We start from the raw sequence: 19,367 nt of genomic DNA on the forward strand, positions 1-19,367 counted from the left end.
GACTAAATATTCAAAAACAGTAAATTACTCTACAACCAACATCAAAATATTTGGACCACTTTTACCAACCGTTTTCAATTCAATATAGTTAGCTCCAGCTTGTAAATTCTGTTCCGTTTCAATATGTGCCCATTTAGAATTCCAAGATCCCGTAGTTTTAAAATTTATAATTCCTACGCTTTTATTATTGATAAAAAGTTCCATAGGCCTTGTGTTTAAATCTTTAGAAGCATAACTGAATTTTAATTTAAAACGCCCTGCACTACCATCATTTTCCTGATACCAACTTACAGTGCCTTCTTTTCCTTTAAAATCGATATAACGTTGGTTTATATTAGAAATAACTTTAGCACCTTTAAAATCGGCATCTGCTGCCAGCATACCATTTGTATCTGCTTTTTTGGACATAGCATTTTCATTTGATCCCCAATACAATCCTAAACCTTCATCAAATTTCTCCTCCATCATTAATACCATCTCCCCTTTTTTGACAACAATAGCCCTCACTGTTGTTCCTAAAACCACCTCAAAAGGCGTTTTATAAATTGGACTTTGTGAGGTGGGTTGTGTTCCGTCTATCGAATAATATATGGTGAACTGTTCCTGCTCATTAGTACCCATCAGATTTAAGGTTTTCACATCTATAGTAACTTTATTTGATGTTAACAATTGCTTTTCACCTAAAATGGATCCAGAAGTGATTGATACTTTTTTAGGATGCTCCGATAATATTAAAAAAGCCCTTGTTGCTCCCATAAAAGCCCTTTTTTCAGAAACACCTACATTCTTAGTGGTATCAACAGGGTCTCCATTTTCTAAGGAAAGTAATGTAGCATCGCCTTTAAGATGGTAATATATTTTATTTTCTCCGTAGGGGTAAAAAACACCTTTAGCATCTACTAAATTAGTAGTTACAATAGCTACTTTATCATTTACTACATGCGTGTGTTTATCTTCTAACTCCAACTGAATAGCAGCAGGTGTTTCCGCACTCATTTGTTTTGAAATGACAACCTCTTTACCGTCCACCAAACCTTTTACTATTAATTCTCCAGGTTCCCACGGCACCATCCAATCGCATTGCATTTCGTCCCATTGTTTTCCTGGTTTGTCTTTTCCTAAAGAGCGACCATTTAAAAATAATTCGACTTCATCGCAATTTGAATATACCCACACAGGAATTTTTACGCCCTTTTCTAAAGTTGGGTGTGTCCAATGTGGTAAAATATGAGCCATGGGTTCTTTGGTCCATTGGCTTTGGTAAAAATAAAATAGGTCTTTTTTAAAACCCGCAACATCTAAAGCGCCGCCCATAAAAAGGCGGAAAGGCCAACCGCCATGTACATATCCTGCTTCGCCATAATAATCATAACCTGTCCATCGAAAATGACCACTAAACCATGGCAAATCACGCATTAATTCCCAATTTTTCCGCGCAGAAATACGCACCATGGCATTGTCATAAGAAGAATTAAAATGTTGTTTTCCGTTTTTCCATGTATCGGAGGAAGCCCATTCATAATTAAACACTTCTTTTTCAGTTAAATCTGGCAATTCAAAAGGTTGCTGCCCTTTGTTCGGATAGCCATCTCTAAACCATGTTTTGGTTCGATAATAGCCTCTTGTTTGCCAAGTATGTGGTGCTTCAGTTGAAACAAAAGGTTTTTCAGGTCTTTTCTCACTAAAAAAACCTGTTTTCTCACTACCCCCATTTACCCCAAAAACATCCATAAATTCTGAAGAACTATGCCCTGATGTAACCGGTTTTGTAGGATCCAACTCATGACAAAGGGCTACCAATTCCTCTCCTATTTCTCCTCTGGTTTCGTTCCCAACACTATAAATAATTATGGATGGATGGTTTCTATTTCTTAACAACCATTCGCTCATATCCTGTTTCCACCAAGCATCAAAAGCCTGTTTCCCGTAATCTTCTTTTGCTTTTTGGCTCCAACCATCAAATATTTCATCCATGACCATAATCCCTAATTCATCACACAAATCATAAAACATGGGTGGTGCCGGATTGTGCGCAGTACGTATGGCATTTACTCCCATATCCTTTAACAAACCTAATTTCCATCGCAACAAAGGTTTTGTCCAAGCACCACCCAAAGGCCCGCCTTCATAATGCTCACTAACTCCTAGTAATTTTGTTACTTTTCCATTTAACCAAAAGCCTGTGTCGGTTTTCCAAGCTATAGAACGAATCCCTAAAGTAGATTCTACCTCATCGATAACTTTATTTTTAATCTTTAAACGACTTACAACCTTATACAAATAAGGCGAATCTGGACTCCATAATTTAGGAGTTTCAACATTAAGTTCTGTGTTTAATTTAAGACTTGAATTTTTACCATTGATTTTCTGGGTTTCCTTTGAAACAATTGTTCCGTTAGCATCTATTATAAGCGTTTCTAAAACACATTTTAATTTTGAAATGTTTGAATTTTTAAGTGAAGTTTCTATATGAACAATAGCCAAACCATCTGTAATTTTGGGCGTTGTAACATAAACACCATGCGTATCTATAAATTGTTGATTGGTAACCACCAAATGTACAGGTGCATAGATTCCACACGGATGATACCATCGTGCTGAAGGTTCTTTTGAATTATCAACCCGTATCGAAATTGTATTTTTTCCAGAGGTTAAATATTTTGAAATGTCATAACGAAATGAAATATAACCATAAGGCCGTTTGGCTAAATAATTTCCGTTTATCCAAACTTCACTATTCATATAAACGCCATCAAATTCAATCGTTACAAGTTTATTTTCCCAATTTTTAGAAACTTCAAATGTTTTCTGGTACCAACCAATGCCACCATCAAAATAGCCGCCGCTGGCACCTTGTGCACCATCTTCAGAAATTCCTTTTTCGAACGCCCAATCGTGTGGAATTTGAATGGACTTCCATGTAGAAGTATCAAATTCAGGGTTTGAAAATTCAGGATTATCCTGAAGGGTAAATTTCCAATCGGAATTAAAATCAATAATTTCTCTTTGGGAAAAAGCATCCGTTGAAAAAACAAAGAAAAAAAACAATAATGCAATTGGTAAACTAAATCTCATTTGTAACTCTTTTCTAAAAAATTTGAGAAAAACTTTTTTGTGAAATTAATGCTCAGATTTATCAACATCTTTCAAATCCACTCCTTTAAAATATTTATCTAAAGTGTACTTAGGCTGTTTATCATCAGGTTTCTGTTTAAGCTTTTTATAATCATACTCCAGAGGCAAAATAGTTGATGGATTTAGGTTTGCTGTATCATCTGTAGATGCATGCCAAGTTTCAATTAACCCCATCATTTCACTTACTTTAGATTTATACTCGCTTAATTCTGAGAGATTATGAATCTCCAGCGGGTCATTCTTTAGATTAAATAACTGGGTGTAATTCCTTTCTGGATATCGGATTAGTTTCCACTCATCGGTTCTTACTGCTCTGGCTGTATGTCTGTATGAAGTATAAAGCGATTCTCTAATTTTGGTTTCTTTCCCTTTGATGACGGAAGCGAAGTTTGTTCCATCGATATTGGTTGGTTCAGGTAAATTACATAAATCTGCCAAACTTGGATAAACATCAAACAAATATACCAAAGCATCTTTTATTTGGTTTTTAGGAATCCCAGGACCACTAATTATTAACGGTACTTTCATACTATGCTCATAAAGATCTTGTTTCCCTAATAAGCCATGACTACCAATAGCCAAACCATTATCTGCCGCATAAACAATAATGGTGTTTTCATACAATCCTTGTTTTTTTAGGGTATTAATTACATCACCAATACGATTGTCCATATGACTAATTAATGCATAATAATCAGCCAAAGAAGCCTGTATTAATTCTGGGGTTCGTGGCCATGGACCAAGCATTTCGTCTCTTATGGTTAAATTATCAAACTGAAAAGGATGCAATGCTTTAAAGTTCCCTGGAACAGGAATGGATTCATCTGGATACATGCCTATATAATCTTCTCTTGGAGAACGTGGATCGTGAGGCGCGGTAAAAGCGATGTAACAGAAAAACGGATTCTCTTGTTTTCCTATGGCATAGCCGTTTAAATAGTTTATGGCTGCATCTGCAAACAAATCGGTAGAATAGCCTTTATTAATGGGTTCACTTAATTTGCCATCTTTTCCCAACTTTCGCATTGGAGTACTATAGTGGTCGGCCATACCACCTATAAAAACATTGTCTCCATGTTGAAAACTAGCCTCAAAACTTGCTGCTTTATTGTGCCATTTTCCAGTTCCGAAGGTTTCATAACCATTTTCAGCAAAATGCATGGGCATGGTTATTACGCCATCTAATTTATCGTAAACATGAAAAAGACTTTTCCCACTCATGAGCATCGCTCTGCTGGGAGCACAAATAGCACCATGGTGCCCTCCCATGACATAACTGTTGGTAAATTGAACCCCATTTTGAGCTAATTGATCAATATTTGGGGTTTGTATATAGGTATTACCTGAGCAACCTAAAGCATCGGCTCTTTGGTCGTCTGCAAAAATAAACAATACATTAGGTTTGTTTTTTTGGGCATTGGAATTAATAGAAATAATTCCAACAATAAGCAAACTAACAATTAAGAGACCTTTTTTTTTCATTCTAATCTTCATGAATTTAACAGATTTTCCCATCCTCTAGACTTAATTTCTTTTCCAACTTCACGCAGTACTTTAACATCTTCAGGGTGCATTTCTCCCGATGGAAGTGGCCCCGTATTTAACAACAAATTTGCAGGATAGCTATTCGCTTTCTTCAACATGGCAATGACCTCATCTTTGGTTTTATGATTCCCATCTTCTGTTTTGGTGTAGCCCCAACCTTTACGTTGTAAGTGATCGCAAATTTCTAACGGTGTTTTTATCTTTTCATCAGAATCGTATTTTCGCTCTGGAGCTAAAAAATCTTCTGTTCCTAACATTCCTTGTTTGTATGATACCAAAACTTGTGGCTGCTTGGAGTGAATTAAATCATACAATTCTTGACATTTAAAAAGGGAACGGTCTCCTGAAGCTGGTGTTGAAAATCCATCCAACCAAATACCCGCAACATCTTTATAATTGGTTAATAATTCATCGACTTGATTGGTCATAAATTCTAAATACCTATTTAAATCATGCGCTTCACCATAATTGTAAAAAGGCTCTTGTGTTTCAAATTTTGGTCTGGCAGCACCACCCCACTCATCATTATTTGGCGCATCTGGATGACGCCAATCCCTGCCATGAGAATAATACAAAAATAGAGCAATTCCTTTTTTATTGCATTGTTCCGAAAGTTCTGCTACCAAATCTCTTTTTGCTGGAGAATTCACACTGTTAAAATCGGTATATTTGGTATCCCACAAACAAAAACTATCATGGTGGCGGGTGGTTAAGTTAATGTATTTCATGCCTGCTTCTAAAGCTAAATCGGTAATAAAATCGGCATCAAACTTATCTGCTGTAAACTGATCTTTAAGTTTAGCATATTCTGCAACATGGATTTTTTCATTGTACTGTACCCATTCATGCCTTCCTAATATAGAATATAAGCCATAGTGAATAAACATCCCATATTTAGCGTCTTTAAACCATTTAATTGCAGCTTCACGTGGATTTTTGGCATATAATTCTTTATAATCTGACAAATACGATGGTATTTGATTATTATCTCCCGAAATACTTAATGGGTAAGCCGACTTGCAACTAGCCAACAACATGGTACCTGCACCAGCAAGAAACGATAATTCAATAAAACTTCTTCTTTTCATATATATTTTTTTTAATGCTAAACATATTTATTTTATACAACTATCGCAATGGAGTAATTGTGTATGAATACTCTAAATCAGCAGCTTGCACTCTAAACTCAGGATGCGCCAATGCTTTATCACTCCAGCTGTTATCGCCGCCAATACCTGTTTGTCCATAATCGATATTGATGTTTACCAAATCTCTTTTTTGAATGTCTGTGGTGTGACGTTGTTGTTTTTCTTTACCTGCATCAAAATCAGAATTGTACTGATGGTGCGCACTAAACCCTAACAATTGATTTCCTACAATTTTAATCCCTTTTCCAGAATTGTTTTTGAATGTAACCCAGCGAACATCGGTCTTATAACCATTTTCCTGCGGACGAATGTATAGGAAATATAAATCTTCAACTTTAGCGTTGTAATGACCAACTAATGCTGCTGTATTTCTATCACTATAATTTTCATGCGGCCCTCTACCAAACCATTCAACATTTTCATATTCATTTTTTATGATGAAATTATTTCCAAACCTTTGTAAATTTGGTAATTCTTTGCTGATGTTACTCAAGGTATTGGTCACCGTAATTTCTCCTGAAGGTTGAATTTTATATGCCACAGTAATCTGTCCTTTTACAGATGGCAAATCGAATGTTGTTTGAATACGCAATGCTCCTTTTACTTTAGATTTTTTTGATGAAGCTATTTCTTTAGCATCCGTAAAAAACTTAATATCGGTTAAAGACTGATTATCGGTAGCTTTTTTCCACATCTCTAATTTCTCTGGTGATTTCGCTCCAAAATCATTATCGGTTACAGCTCTCCAAAAATTAGGCTTTACACCTTCAACCAAGATATTTCCGTTTCCGTAATCTAATGAAGTTACTGTGCCCGTTTTAGAATCAAAATTCAATTTAAAATTATCATTAGAAACCGTTACCACATCATTTTCCGAAGTTATAACTATTTTATCTTTTAAATTTGAAGCTACAGCATCAAATTTTGAATTGGTCAACTGAAATTGTTCGAAAGCCACTATGTGCTTTGCAGGCACTAAATCGGTTGCGTTTTTATTTAAAGCATAAATATTCAAATGGTATTCCGCATTTGGATTATCCATTTTAGGTAAATCGATTTTCACCGTTTTGGTTTGGTAAGGCGCCACGTTTAATTGAGGCAATGTACCTGATGCTTTTTCGACACCATTTTCCAATAATTTCCAAGTGAAGTCATAATCACTTAAATTGGTAAAATCGTACCCATTTTTTATTTCTATCTCCGCATTTTCTAAGTTTGCAGCTTTAAATTTGATGTATTGATAAACTTTTTTTACTTCATATAAAGCAGGGTGCGCTGTTCTGTCTGGATTTACAATACCGTTCAAACAGAAATTAACATCATTCTGTAAATCCTCTCCACCTAAATCGCCTCCATAAGCCCAGAATTTTTCACCTTTATCATTTTGAGTTAATATCCCCTGATCTACCCAATCCCAGATAAATCCACCTTGCATGTTATCATACGATTCAATAACATCCCAATACTTTTGTAAATTCCCAACGCTATTTCCCATAGCATGCGCATATTCACATTGAATTAAAGGTCTGGTAGGATTGTTTTCGGAATATTCAATCATTTTCTCAATAGTCCAATACATGGGTGGTTGAATGTCAGTATTGGCATAATTTGTTGCTCCTTCGTATTGCGTTGGTCTTGTAGTATCCTGTTCTTTTAACCATTTATACGTGGCAAAAAAGTTTTCACCATTTCCAGCCTCATTTCCTAAAGACCAGGTAACAATACATGGATAATTTTTATCTCTTTCGAACATTCTAATCGTTCTGTCCATATGCATGCCTTTCCACTCTGGCAAATAGGCAGGGTGTACTGCTTGGGCTTTTTTATTTTTGTCCAAACCTTGGTTGGTAGTTCCCATACCATGTGTTTCGATATTGGCTTCATCTATCACATAAAAACCATATGTGTCACATAGCCTGTAAAAATGAGGGTCTTTTGGATAATGACTGCAACGGATGGCGTTTAAATTATTCTGTTTCATCACTTCCAAATCTTTCATTGTAAGTGCTTCGGAAATGGTATGTCCTTCGGTTTCGCTATGATCGTGAAGATTCGCTCCTTTTAAATAAACAGCCTTTCCGTTTACCAAAAATTGATTGTTTTTAATTTCAATTTTTCTGAAACCTACTTTTATTGAAGTAGCCTCTGCTGTTTGGTTATTTTCATCTTTAAGATTGATCAGGAAAGCATATAAATTTGGTTTTTCAGCATTCCATGTTTTGACATTTTTCAATAGATGACTGAAATCAACATTGTTTCTTCCCTTTTGTAAGTTTATGGTTTTAGCATCTGAATATACCTCTTTGTTACCATCCATTAATTTAATTTCAACGGTTCTTTTAGTTGCTTTATTCGAATTATTATCTACTTGCAAACTTGCTTTAAAGACACCATCTGTATAGTTGTTTTCTAAATCGGCAGTGACTCTAAAATCTCTAACAGTCACTTTATTAGCAGCATAGACATATACATCGCGCTCAATACCACTCAATCTCCAGAAATCCTGGTCTTCCATATAACTGGCATCGGACCAACGCAGTACTTGAACCGAAACGGTATTTTTTCCCTTTTTAACTAAATTGGTAATTTTAAATTCGGCCGCTGTTTTGCTTCCTTCATTGTAGCCTACTTTTTCTCCGTTTACCCATACATACATGGCGCCACTTACACCTGCAAAATGAAGGTAAATATCTTTTCCATCCCAGTTTTGTGGAATTTCAAAATCTCTTTTATAGCTTCCAACATTGTTAATATCATGAGGTATAAATGGTGGATTTGCCGGAAACATATAGGTTCTATTCGTGTAAACCGGAATTCCAAAACCTTTCATTTCCCAGTTTGAAGGCACTTGAATGGTGCTCCAACCTTGTAAACTAAAATCGTTTTTATAAAAATCCGTTGGTCTTACATTGACATTTTCAGCATAATAAAAATTCCAAGTCCCATTAAGTGATTGATACATGGGTGAATTGTTCCAACTATCATTTTTTAGGGCATCTTCGGCAGAAGGGTATCGATAAAATGAAGCTGTAGGCGCCTCTCTATTTATTTGAAAAATCTCTGGATTTTCCCATTCTGGGTTTTCCCATTTTTCAGCTTTATACAATGGTTTTTCCTGTGCTTTTCCACTAGAAAACACAAATACTGAAGCTAACAGAATGTAAAAATATTTGATCATTAATTATTAATTTTAATTATTAAGGTTAAAACGAATAGGTTTATGAAATTTCCTTTTCAAACTAAATTTATTTTAAAAATAAATTGAATAGAAGTGAAAAACAATAATCCTGAAGCCAAATTTAAACTAAATTAAAAATCGAGGTTTATCATAAATGGGGTAAAAATGTTGCAATACGCTTAGAAAGCCACAAGACAACTCTCAATATGGCGAAATATATGAAATGAACCTAATGTTAACTTCTTATATAAATTTCCTAAAGATTTTTTTTTGAATTAACTTACTCTTTTATAGATAGTTTTTTCATCATTTGAGGATTACTATAAAGCACCTCTTTATTTTCCATCAATCTTTGATGAATATGATAGGTAACATCCATCCAGTCCCTCTCTTCAACCCAAAGCGGTTTCATTAATTGCGTTTCCCATACTTCAAGCTCATTGATGGCGCTACTAAAACTTGCATTTTCTTTTTTGGATAAATCCATCGTTTCTCCTAAATCATTTTCAAGATTATAGAAAGTATAGCCATAATTTTCCAATCGAATTAATTTATATGGCCCAATTCTGGCTCCAGATTCTTCTAACTTTCTCCAAAACAGTTTATCATGAGGATTTCCCGTTTCTTCTCCTTTTAAATAGGGTAATAAATTGACGCCATCTAAAATTAAATCATCCTCTTTTTCGATTTGAGCCGCTGCGATAGAGGTTGTAAAAATATCCAACGACGAACTTAAGCCAGCAAAGGTTTGACCCGATTTAATTGCCGACGGCCAACTTACAACAAATGGCACTCTATGCCCTCCTTCAAACTTATTACCTTTCCATCCTTTTAATAAACCACCACTAGAACTATTATTTGCAGCCCCACCATTGTCACTTAAAAAGTAAATAAGGGTATTTTCCTCTAATTTTAATGCTTTTAACTTAGCCTGAAGTTTTCCAATGTTTTCATCCAACGACCAGGTCATGGCGGCTAGTTCTTGTCTGGGATGATTTTTATATTTATCTAAATGTTCTTTTTTAGCTTCCATTGGGGTATGTACTGCATTGAATGATAAATACATAAAAAAGGGAGTATCTTTATTTTCTTCAATATATTTAACGGACTGATCTCCCAAAACATCAGTCAAATAACCATCAAACACAACGCGCTCCCCATTGTGCTGCAACATTTGTCCGCTTCTTGGGTTTTTAATTGGAAAATACGATCTGCTTCCTACTTGGAAACCGTAAAATTCATCAAAACCTCTTTGATTAGGATGATCAGACTTATTATTTCCTAAATGCCATTTGCCTAAAGCGATGGTTTTGTATCCATTTTTTTTAAAAACATCAGCCATGGTTACAACCTCATCTGATAGCCCTATATCTCCGGCTAGACCAGTATTTTCATTACCCGTACCATTCGCCTCAAAACCAAAACGCTGCTGGTATTTTCCTGTAATTAAGCCCGCTCTTGAAGGTGCGCAAACTGTGGCGGTTACATGAGCATCGGTTAAGACCACACCACTTTTAGCCAGTCTATCAATATTAGGTGTTTCCAAATCTTTGCATCCCATAAAACCAAAATCGGCATAACCTGCATCATCAATTAAGATGATAATTATATTGGGGCAGTTTTTGTTTGCATTTTTAGTAATAACCAATTCATCTTTAGTTTTCCCAGTACCACAGGATACAGCGACAAAAAATAATAATATTTTAAAACAGAATCCTATTTTCATATTAGTGTTTATTCATAGATATTTAATAAGGTATATTGTTTGACCGATAGCTTTTTGAGCAGTAGGAACCATTAAAATTGCTTTGAGAATGTATTATCGCGTTCAATAAATTATATATTTTTAAACGATCCTCAAAATCCACCAAATCTTACTTTGTCATTAAAAGCGTAATATTAAAAAACAATAACTAGACTTCGAAATTAAACTATCATAACCTATTTCAAATATCATAATAGGGGTATTAATGTTGCGCAAGTAAGTTGATATTCAATTATTATACTTTCCGTATTCTCAAAAAAAAGCTGTTTTGTGTTTAGGTAATCTGGATGCATTTTTTTTCGACTATTTTAGAATAAAAGGGATGCATTTTAATAGCTTGTGCAAATAAAAACAAGAAAAATTCTATAACTATCTCTACTTAAACAGGCAGATTTTTTGAATTCACTAAAAAATTTTCAAATGTCCCAAAGTATCTGATTTTCTACGTTTTTCTCTATTTAGATTAATAACCTTTATGTCTAATTAAGTTTCAACATAACCCTATAGATCTTGTCTCAATAACTCAAGATGTTTTTAAGAACAGCATTGATTTCTTGAGAACATAAAAATTTAGCTTTATGCGTCGTCGATTTGAGCACGAGCCATCTGCGAATGTGATTTGTAGGGTACTTAAATCTGCACGTTTGCCATCTATGGTATTTCTCGCATTAATAGGGAATGTTCCAACTTTTTTTAAGAATGTTTTTCTTAGACAAAAATGGGTTTTGAAAGTTTTTAGGAATGTCATTACTTTCGTTTTTTATGGATAAATCATTTAAACCAAAAACCAAGTCGGCTAAAAGATGAAATAAAATACTAATGTATAAATTTTGGGAAATATTTCCATAAATACAAGACTCATAATAGGACACCTTAATATATACTCTTGAATGGAACCAAACAAAATGCCTAAAAACAAAAAACACTGATAATCATACAATTAACAGTGTTTTGATACTTCCTATTACTAGGTTCGTCGGGGTGGCAGGAAGTCTGTTATACCCGATAATAAACTATATATCAATCATTTATAAACTTCAAAACCAGACTGTTAGCCGATTTGTTGACGATACTATAAATGAACTTAAAATAAGATGCTTTACTTTCTGATATTATAAAAATAGGATTTATTTAGCACCAAAACAAAAAAAATCACTGGAAATTAAATATCATATCAGAACACTGATTTTCTCTTCATTTGCCTTTCGATGACATTTTCCATTTAGTTATATCAATCAAAAACACCTCAGGACAATGCTAAATTTTCAGATATAAAAGTCAGTGACCGATAAAAGTTCTAAAAAAAACTTTTGAGCAGCAAGCAACAACTAAAAATTAGCTTCTTAAAGCCAAATATTACACCTTTAAATAAACCCTACATAGTAGTCCATATTTTGGTCAACCTCGTTTTTGTTTTGCATAAATGCATGTAATAAAATTTGCATTGAATTGATATATTGATGATTTCTTAATTTTTAAATAAAATTTCAAATAGATTTTTAAAAAAATAAAAAAAATGTTTTCTTTTTTAAGTTTTGATATGTTTATTCCTGTTTTGATATATTTATCTTTAGATACCAGCGCTTGTCCACTTCTTGTCTACTACTTATCCATTGCTTGTCTCTAATAGGGACACTAGTCGAACAGAACTTGTCCTAGTTTTGGCGTAGTAAATTTTAATATTTTTTGCATTGTTATACTGCAAATTGACATGTTAAACATTATTACTTTTTCTGAAATTATCGAAATCGATTTTGTCCAGATTTAGTTTCAAGTAGTCTTTTCCAAAACTTCGTTTTTCAACATTAACCTGGTCCAATAATTTTGTCATTTTATTTTTGAAACTCATATATTCTTGTCGTACTAGTTCATTCTCTTTTCTATAGAATGCCAACTCCTCATTTTCTGTAATCAACACCGGAGACCCAAAATCAAAATCGTCCTCTTTTTCGATGTTGGCCGTTTCGTGCAAAAGGCTCTGCAATATTTCGGCGATAGGCTTGGTCTGGTGCTTTTCTATGTTCTTTAAAATTGCGATCACGGCATTGATGCGCTTGTTGGTCCGGTTGTTATGGATCCCCATCTGGTGACAAATCATTCCGTTCAAAGAAATGGAGCATGGCTTCCAAGGCGTGTGTGTGGGATACAGAGATCTGTCTTGAGAATTTTCTAAATTTTATGGCAACCTCTTTCTTTACATTAATCCCAGAAAAGCTATATTTTGAATATTCTGTCATTTTTTGCTGCAAATAAATGCCTGTTTTCAGGGGCTTTACAGCGTTTTGCTGCAAAGCCTTTATTTTAATTATTTTTTGTCCTTTTTAACCGATTGATTATCAATTATTTAAATAATAATATCAACTGTAACACCGGCTTGCCGTGTTACCCTCTTGCTTCTCCATATTTTGTCCCGCAGGTACCAAAATTTTCAAACAACCTGATTAAAATATCAGTTGCTTTTCTTCGCATGACGGCTCTTTTAAAGTTAAAAGTTAATAATGGAAAAAGAAAACCCCGATTGTTCCTAATTGACTCGTTTTGTAATCAAATTTTATGATTATCTGTAAAATCAAGTTTTTGAACGTCAGATATCATACAGCAGACGAAGAATTAGTCCTCTTAAATTTACAAATTTATGCACCTGTCTGAACCTTTCAGAAAGAGTTAAAATTGATTTACTTATTATATCCAGAGCGTTTTCCTCTTTTTGTTTTCCTGCCTCCCATCTGGCATGTTTAACTTTAATCTTCTTCCTTTTTATTGAATTTGTAAGACTTCATAAGATTCATTTTGGAATTTAGTATTTACTTCCCATATTGCCGACGCTGTTACCTTTTTTTGTTGCTTGGTCACTTTCAATATTCAGGTTTGTTAAGACATATAAAAAGTGCGAAGCATGAGCCTGGTTATGCTGTCGTTCAAAGCTGAATGTTGTTATTTTGCTGTCAAAAAAAGGTGAAGCGGTGTTGGCTCGGGATGTGAGTCTAAATTCTTTGTGAAATACAAAAGCATGGGAAGTGGAACAAAATGCTAATACATTTTCCTATTAAGCGGACGCTATTTCAAAGTTTTATATTGGGAACGGAGCGTTCCTGCCTTCTTCGGCAGGAAAAAGCGAAGTGGAAATCTAAAACTTTGGGATTGTGTCCAAGACTTTTTTAATGAAGCTCTTTTCCCGAAATGAAGTTTTTCACGGAATGCAGGGGAATGTGCTGAATGGCATTAGTGGGAACAATAAAAAAAAAGCCACTAATCATCAAATTGACAATTAGTGGCTTCGATTTATGACTTAACCGAATTTTTGAGTTTCGTAACCCCTTTTTCTGTCGGCTTATCCTTTTATTGGCAATGGCTTTATGTTCCTTTTCGAAATCCTCGATTGGAATACTATCGAAACTTTCAGCTAGACCTCTTAATGCCATGGCTTCGCTGGATGTTGGTAAGGATGATTTAAAAGAATCAAATCCTACGTTATTGATGATGATTGCCATGTCATCTTTTGTCAATTCCATAAGACGTTTTAGGAATCCAGCAGTACCCTCTTTTTTATAGTGTATAAATCTCTATAAATTAAATCATATCAAAAACCATATTTAAGAATCGTTTATTTGTCTTTATGAGTTTAAAGACACCAATTATATTATTATGAAATTACTGTAGGGTTTTGAATAATCTTTTAAAACGAACTTTAATTTTTCATGCAGTTGCAACAAAACTAATCAGGAAGCATTTATTCTAGATCACATCAAGATTTACTCACAATATAAATTCTCAAAGTAAAAGACTATAATTTCTAAAAAAACATTAAATGTAAAATAGTATGAGTGAATTTTCAAAGTATGCATCATTTGTATTAATATATGCCGAAAAAGTTTAATTATATTAACTTTTATTTCAATAAAATTGTTGTGTGAAAAAACACTACGCCATCAAAAAAAAACGCACCTATATATTTTTTATCATTATACTAGTATCTTTTGTTTTAAATGTAAACGCCCAATTAGGTTTTTGTAATGGAAACTCTGGAGATCCAATCTTTACAGAAGACTTTGGAACTGGAACAACAAATGTTCCATTACCTGCGGGAACCACGAGTTATACATTTGCCAGCGTACAACCTAATGATGGATTTTATACGGTATCTAATAAAACTAACTGGTATGATTGGCATGATATTCCAGACCATACTGATGGAGATACCAATGGTAGGAGTTTAGTAGTAAATGCCGATTTTACTGCAGGTGAATTCTACAAAACACCTATAAGTGGATTATGCGAAAACACTACTTATGAATTTTCATCTTGGATGATTAATTTAATGCCCACTAACCATCCATTTTGTGGAACAGGAATTCCTATTAATGTTAAATTTGAAATATGGGACAATACCAATACTAATTTATTGGCTAGTGGAGATACAGGCAATATAAACAGCACTGCTACTCCAAATTGGCAACAATATGCACTGGTTTTTCAAACATTGCCTGGGCAAACGTCGATTATTTTAAAAATGCTTAATAATGGTGTAGGTGGTTGTGGTAATGATTTAGCAATTGATGACATTGTTTTTAAATCTTGTGGCGATGCCATCATTGTTAATGATATTAATAATAATTCAGAACATTTTATTTGTGAAGGAGACCCATCGTTTTCTACAACCTTAACAGCAATTCCAGATGCTTCGATTTTTGCAACACATTTTTACCAATGGCAACAAAGTGCAGATAGTATAAATTGGACAGATATTTTGGGAGAAACAAACAACACATTTACAACACCTGCATTGAATAGCACCATGTTTTACAGAGTAAAAGTAGCGGAGGATACGATAAATTTATCGAATCAATTTTGTAATACTATTTCTGATATTTATGAGTTTGGTGTTGTCACCATACCAGATGCACCAGTTAGCAATGGAGACCTTTTGGTTTGTGTTGGATCATCAGCTTCAATATCTGTTACAATTTCAGCAGAAACTACAGTCAATTGGTATGACGCACCATTTGGAGGGAATTTATTGTTATCTGGTAGCAACATTTATTTTCCACAGACATCAGGTATTTATTATGCCGAAACTGAAACTATAAAAGGTGGTTGTTTTTCTTTAAATAGAACGCCACTTATTGTTGATTTTCTAGAGATTCCAATAATTCAAGATGAAAGTGAATCTTTTTGTGAAAATTCAGATGTTACACTGCATGCAAATACAAATATAGCCACCGCCACATTTTTATGGAGTACAGGTGCTACCACCGAAGAAATCACGGTTAACATTCCTGGCATTTACTCTGTTGAAGTTACAAATATTAACTGCACCGTTACTAAAACAATAGTTTTAACAGAAATAGAGGCTCCAGTAATAGACAAAGCCATTTCTAACGGAAATGATATTATCGTGATCACATCTAATAGTGGAGATTATCTATACTCACTAAATGGAAACATATTTCAAACAAGTCATACATTCAACAATATTGAAGGCGGTTTATACACCATTTATGTGAGAGAAGGGAACGGTTGTGGCATTGATACTATAGAGTATATACATTTTTTCATTCCTACCTTTTTTACACCTAATAATGATGGTGTTCATGATTCATTTGAGCTTAAAGGAATTGAATTTTATGACACATCCGAAGTAAGTATTTATAACCGTTATGGAAAACTAATTAAAAGTTCAAGAAACACTAAATTTTCGTGGAATGGTACTTTTAATAATCAAGAAATGCCGACTGATGACTATTGGTATATAGTCACTATTAACAACCAAAAATTTACCGGACACTTCACTTTAAAACGGTAGTAAAATCAAGCAAAATTATTCTTGTTTTCATATAAATATTCTTGAATCACACCTAATTATCATGAAACGCAACAATTGTTTTAAGATTTGTTGATTTTGTTTTATTGCCCTGAACAGCTTAAAAGTACTTTTATTCAAATTAATTTTATCATGAACTTGATTAAAAAACTTTTTAAAATAAACACATAATTATGACCAATAAACCATCGACACATTTTTTTCTTTTGATAGCTTTTATTGTTTTTTTTAACTGTAAAAACAATACAGAAAAAGAAGACTCCATTTCGCCACTTCCTTCACTCAAAGAATCATTTAAAAACGATTTTTTTATAGGAGCGGCAATCAGTAAGTCCCAAATAAATCAAACTGATTCTCTATCAAATGCACTTCTTAAAAAAGAGTTTAATTCCATTACCCCAGAAAACGATATGAAATGGGAGCAAATTCATCCGGAAAAAGATTCTTTTAATTTTGAAACGGCTGATAAGTATGTTGCATTAGGAGAAAAAAACAATATGCATATTGTTGGTCATACCTTATTATGGCATAGTCAACTTGCGCCTTGGGTGCAAAATATTCAGGACAGTGCTACAATGGCAAGCACCATAAAAGCACATATTAATAAAATTGCGGGTAGATATAAAGGTAGAATTAACACTTGGGATGTTGTAAATGAAGCGTTAAATGAAGATGGATCTCCAAGAGAATCTGTTTTCTACAAGGTTATGGGAGGAGAAAATTATATTGAACATGCATTCATGCTTGCCGAAAATGCAGATCCGGATGCCAAATTAGTTTACAACGATTATAATTTATGGAAATCAGAAAAAAGAAAAGGGGTTCTTAGAATTGTGAAAAACCTGCAAGATAAAGGCATTAAAATAGATGGTGTGGGTATGCAAGCCCATTGGAGTTTAGAAGGACCTTCTATTGAAGATATAGAGAATAGCATTATTGCATATTCCAGTCTTGGGGTTAAAGTTAGTTTTACCGAATTAGACATTACAGTTCTTCCAAACCCTTGGGATTTAGACGGTGCAGCTGTTGAGCAAAGTTATGAGCAATTTGAGGGCGACCCCAAAATGAACCCTTATCCTGTTAAACTTACTGATTCAGCGCAAATTCAATTAGCAAAACGCTATGAAGATATTTTCAAACTTTTCCTTAAGCACAGAGACAAAATAGAAAGAGTAACATTTTGGGGCGTGAATGATGAACAATCTTGGTTAAATAATTGGCCCATAAATGGCAGAACAAATCACCCCTTATTGTTTGATAGAAATTTTGAACCTAAAAAAGCTTACTTCAGTGTATTAGCCTTAAAAAATAAATAAAATTATGACCACTAATACGCAAAAATTATCAGTAAAAGAAAAAGTTGGATATGCTTTAGGAGACCTAGCTGCCAATTTAGTATTTCAAACATTAGTCACCTATTTAGCTTTTTTCTATACTGATATTTACGGTCTTGAAGCAAACCATGCTTCAGCAATTATGCTAACTGTTGGACTGGTAGCAGCATTCGGATTTAATCCAATCATTGGAGCAATTGCAGATAGAACAAATTCTAAATGGGGAAAGTTTAGACCATGGATTTTATGGACAGCTGTACCACTTGGTGTCGTTGCTCTTTTAGCCTTTAGCACACCAGATTTCGAGTATAAAGGAAAAGTTATTTATGCGGTTGTCACTTACACATTATTACTTTTGCTTTATGCAGCAAATAACTTGCCATATTCAGCTTTAAGTGGTGTAATTACTGGTAATATGGGAGAGCGAAATAGTATTTCTGCTTATCGTTTTGTTGCTGTAATGTTCGCACAATTCTTTGTACAAGTATTTATGCTACCAATTATTGAAACTGCTGGAGGAGGAGATAAGGCAGTTGGAATAGAAATAGTAATGACATGGCTTGCCATTATAGGAACTATCATGTTACTAATTACTTTTTTTACCACGCGTGAACGTATTGTTCCTAAACCAGAACAAAAATCGAGTCTTAAAGAAGATCTATCCGATTTATTTAAGAATAAACCTTGGGTAATTACTTTAATCGTTACAACTTTAGTTTTTGTTACATTAGCTATGAAAGGTGGTTCTTATGTGTATTATTTTAAAAACTATGTAGATGCAGATAGATTAACAAGTTTTATAAGTCCAATTCTAGACTTTCTATCAAGTATTGGTATAAATTTCTTTGGAGAAGATCCAGTATCTGCAGGATTTGGATTATTTAATGCCGGTGGTATTATTTTCATGATTTTTGGTATTGGTTTATCAAAAAAATTAGCAGACAAATATGGAAAAAGAGATGTCTTTATGACGTTTTTATTTATTTCAACATTGTTTATAATCTTCTTTTATTTCTTCTCTCCAACATCTGTAGAATTAATGTTTGCATCACAAATTTTACATGGTTTTTTCTATGGAATCACAATCCCATTACTTTGGGCCATGATTGCCGATGTTGCAGATTATTCAGAATGGAAAACTAATCGTCGAGCAACAGCCATTATTTTCTCTGCAATGATGGTAGGTTTAAAAGGTGGTTTAAGTATTGGCTCAGCACTTTTAACCTCCATTCTAGCAAGTTACGGCTATGAAGCAGGTCTTACAGAACAAGCAGCAATTACTATTACTGGAACTAAAATGCTTGTGAGTATATATCCTGCAATCCCATTTTTAATAGGAGTAGGTTTACTTTTTTTCTATGAAATTAATAAGAAAATGGAAGTGCAAATTGAAGCTGAATTAAAAGAACGAAGAACAAGTTAAAACTAACAAAACTTAAAA

Annotated in this window: 11 protein-coding genes; 3 read left to right on the top strand and 8 right to left on the bottom strand. The window is 33.9% G+C overall.

All coding sequences use genetic code 11. The annotated features are described in order from the left end of the window. Positions 1–24 precede the first annotated feature (24 nt). The 8 genes from EV196_RS18685 to EV196_RS18720 form a co-directional block, all read right to left on the bottom strand. Positions 25–3,075 (bottom strand): sugar-binding domain-containing protein, encoded by a 3,051-nt coding sequence (locus EV196_RS18685; protein WP_132219307.1) that lies wholly within the window; start codon positions 3,073–3,075, stop codon positions 25–27. Positions 3,076–3,120: 45 nt separating this feature from the next. Next, positions 3,121–4,617 carry a sulfatase-like hydrolase/transferase gene (locus tag EV196_RS18690; protein WP_207902877.1) on the bottom strand — a complete coding sequence of 499 codons (1,497 nt, stop codon included), beginning with the start codon at positions 4,615–4,617 and terminating at the stop codon, positions 3,121–3,123. Between the two features lie 8 nt (positions 4,618–4,625). Next, positions 4,626–5,768 (bottom strand): alpha-L-fucosidase, encoded by a 1,143-nt coding sequence (locus tag EV196_RS18695; RefSeq protein ID WP_132219309.1) that lies wholly within the window; start codon positions 5,766–5,768, stop codon positions 4,626–4,628. A gap of 40 nt (positions 5,769–5,808) precedes the next feature. Beyond that, a complete protein-coding gene (locus EV196_RS18700) occupies positions 5,809–9,006 on the bottom strand; it encodes a glycoside hydrolase family 2 TIM barrel-domain containing protein (RefSeq protein WP_132219310.1) in 3,198 nt (1,065 codons plus the stop codon). Positions 9,007–9,286: 280 nt separating this feature from the next. Next, positions 9,287–10,732: a sulfatase-like hydrolase/transferase gene (locus tag EV196_RS18705; protein WP_132219311.1), complete on the bottom strand. Its 1,446-nt coding sequence runs from the start codon at positions 10,730–10,732 to the stop codon at positions 9,287–9,289. Positions 10,733–12,485: 1,753 nt separating this feature from the next. Next, positions 12,486–12,869, bottom strand: a complete 384-nt coding sequence (locus EV196_RS18710) for a BfmA/BtgA family mobilization protein (protein ID WP_165876202.1) — start codon at positions 12,867–12,869, stop codon at positions 12,486–12,488. Continuing rightward, positions 12,841–13,062, bottom strand: a complete 222-nt coding sequence (locus EV196_RS20060) for a BfmA/BtgA family mobilization protein (protein ID WP_132219313.1) — start codon at positions 13,060–13,062, stop codon at positions 12,841–12,843. The genes EV196_RS18710 and EV196_RS20060 overlap by 29 nt, the downstream gene beginning before the upstream one ends. Before the next feature lie 867 nt (positions 13,063–13,929). Then, positions 13,930–14,262 carry a hypothetical protein gene (locus EV196_RS18720; RefSeq protein WP_165876203.1) on the bottom strand — a complete coding sequence of 111 codons (333 nt, stop codon included), beginning with the start codon at positions 14,260–14,262 and terminating at the stop codon, positions 13,930–13,932. A 419-nt stretch (positions 14,263–14,681) separates the two neighbouring features. Between EV196_RS18720 and EV196_RS18725 the strand changes: the two genes are divergently transcribed. The 3 genes from EV196_RS18725 (at position 14,682) to EV196_RS18735 (ending at position 19,349) form a co-directional block, all read left to right on the top strand. Continuing rightward, entirely contained in the window at positions 14,682–16,574 is a 1,893-nt protein-coding gene (locus tag EV196_RS18725; protein WP_132219315.1) for a T9SS type B sorting domain-containing protein, read from the top strand. 191 nt (positions 16,575–16,765) lie between these two features. After that, positions 16,766–17,908 (top strand): endo-1,4-beta-xylanase, encoded by a 1,143-nt coding sequence (locus tag EV196_RS18730; RefSeq protein ID WP_132219316.1) that lies wholly within the window; start codon positions 16,766–16,768, stop codon positions 17,906–17,908. Between the two features lie 4 nt (positions 17,909–17,912). Beyond that, the gene (locus EV196_RS18735) at positions 17,913–19,349 is read left to right on the top strand and encodes an MFS transporter (protein ID WP_132219317.1); all 1,437 of its coding nucleotides are present in this window, start codon (positions 17,913–17,915) and stop codon (positions 19,347–19,349) included. The last annotated feature ends 18 nt before the right edge of the window (positions 19,350–19,367 follow it).

The sequence above is a fragment of the Mariniflexile fucanivorans genome, assembly GCF_004341235.1.
In the GTDB taxonomy this organism is placed as follows: domain Bacteria; phylum Bacteroidota; class Bacteroidia; order Flavobacteriales; family Flavobacteriaceae; genus Mariniflexile; species Mariniflexile fucanivorans.

Bases quoted from the DNA above. Each gene is read 5' to 3' on its own strand.
- EV196_RS18690 (WP_207902877.1), bottom strand. From the start codon at position 4,617: ATGAAAAAAAAAGGTCTCTTAATTGTTAGTTTGCTTATTGTTGGAATT.
- EV196_RS18735 (WP_132219317.1), top strand. From the start codon at position 17,913: ATGACCACTAATACGCAAAAATTATCAGTAAAAGAAAAAGTTGGATAT.
- EV196_RS18695 (WP_132219309.1), bottom strand. From the start codon at position 5,768: ATGAAAAGAAGAAGTTTTATTGAATTATCGTTTCTTGCTGGTGCAGGT.
- EV196_RS18685 (WP_132219307.1), bottom strand. From the start codon at position 3,075: ATGAGATTTAGTTTACCAATTGCATTATTGTTTTTTTTCTTTGTTTTT.
- EV196_RS18730 (WP_132219316.1), top strand. From the start codon at position 16,766: ATGACCAATAAACCATCGACACATTTTTTTCTTTTGATAGCTTTTATT.
- EV196_RS18720 (WP_165876203.1), bottom strand. From the start codon at position 14,262: ATGGCAATCATCATCAATAACGTAGGATTTGATTCTTTTAAATCATCC.
- EV196_RS18710 (WP_165876202.1), bottom strand. From the start codon at position 12,869: ATGATTTGTCACCAGATGGGGATCCATAACAACCGGACCAACAAGCGC.
- EV196_RS18705 (WP_132219311.1), bottom strand. From the start codon at position 10,732: ATGAAAATAGGATTCTGTTTTAAAATATTATTATTTTTTGTCGCTGTA.
- EV196_RS18700 (WP_132219310.1), bottom strand. From the start codon at position 9,006: ATGATCAAATATTTTTACATTCTGTTAGCTTCAGTATTTGTGTTTTCT.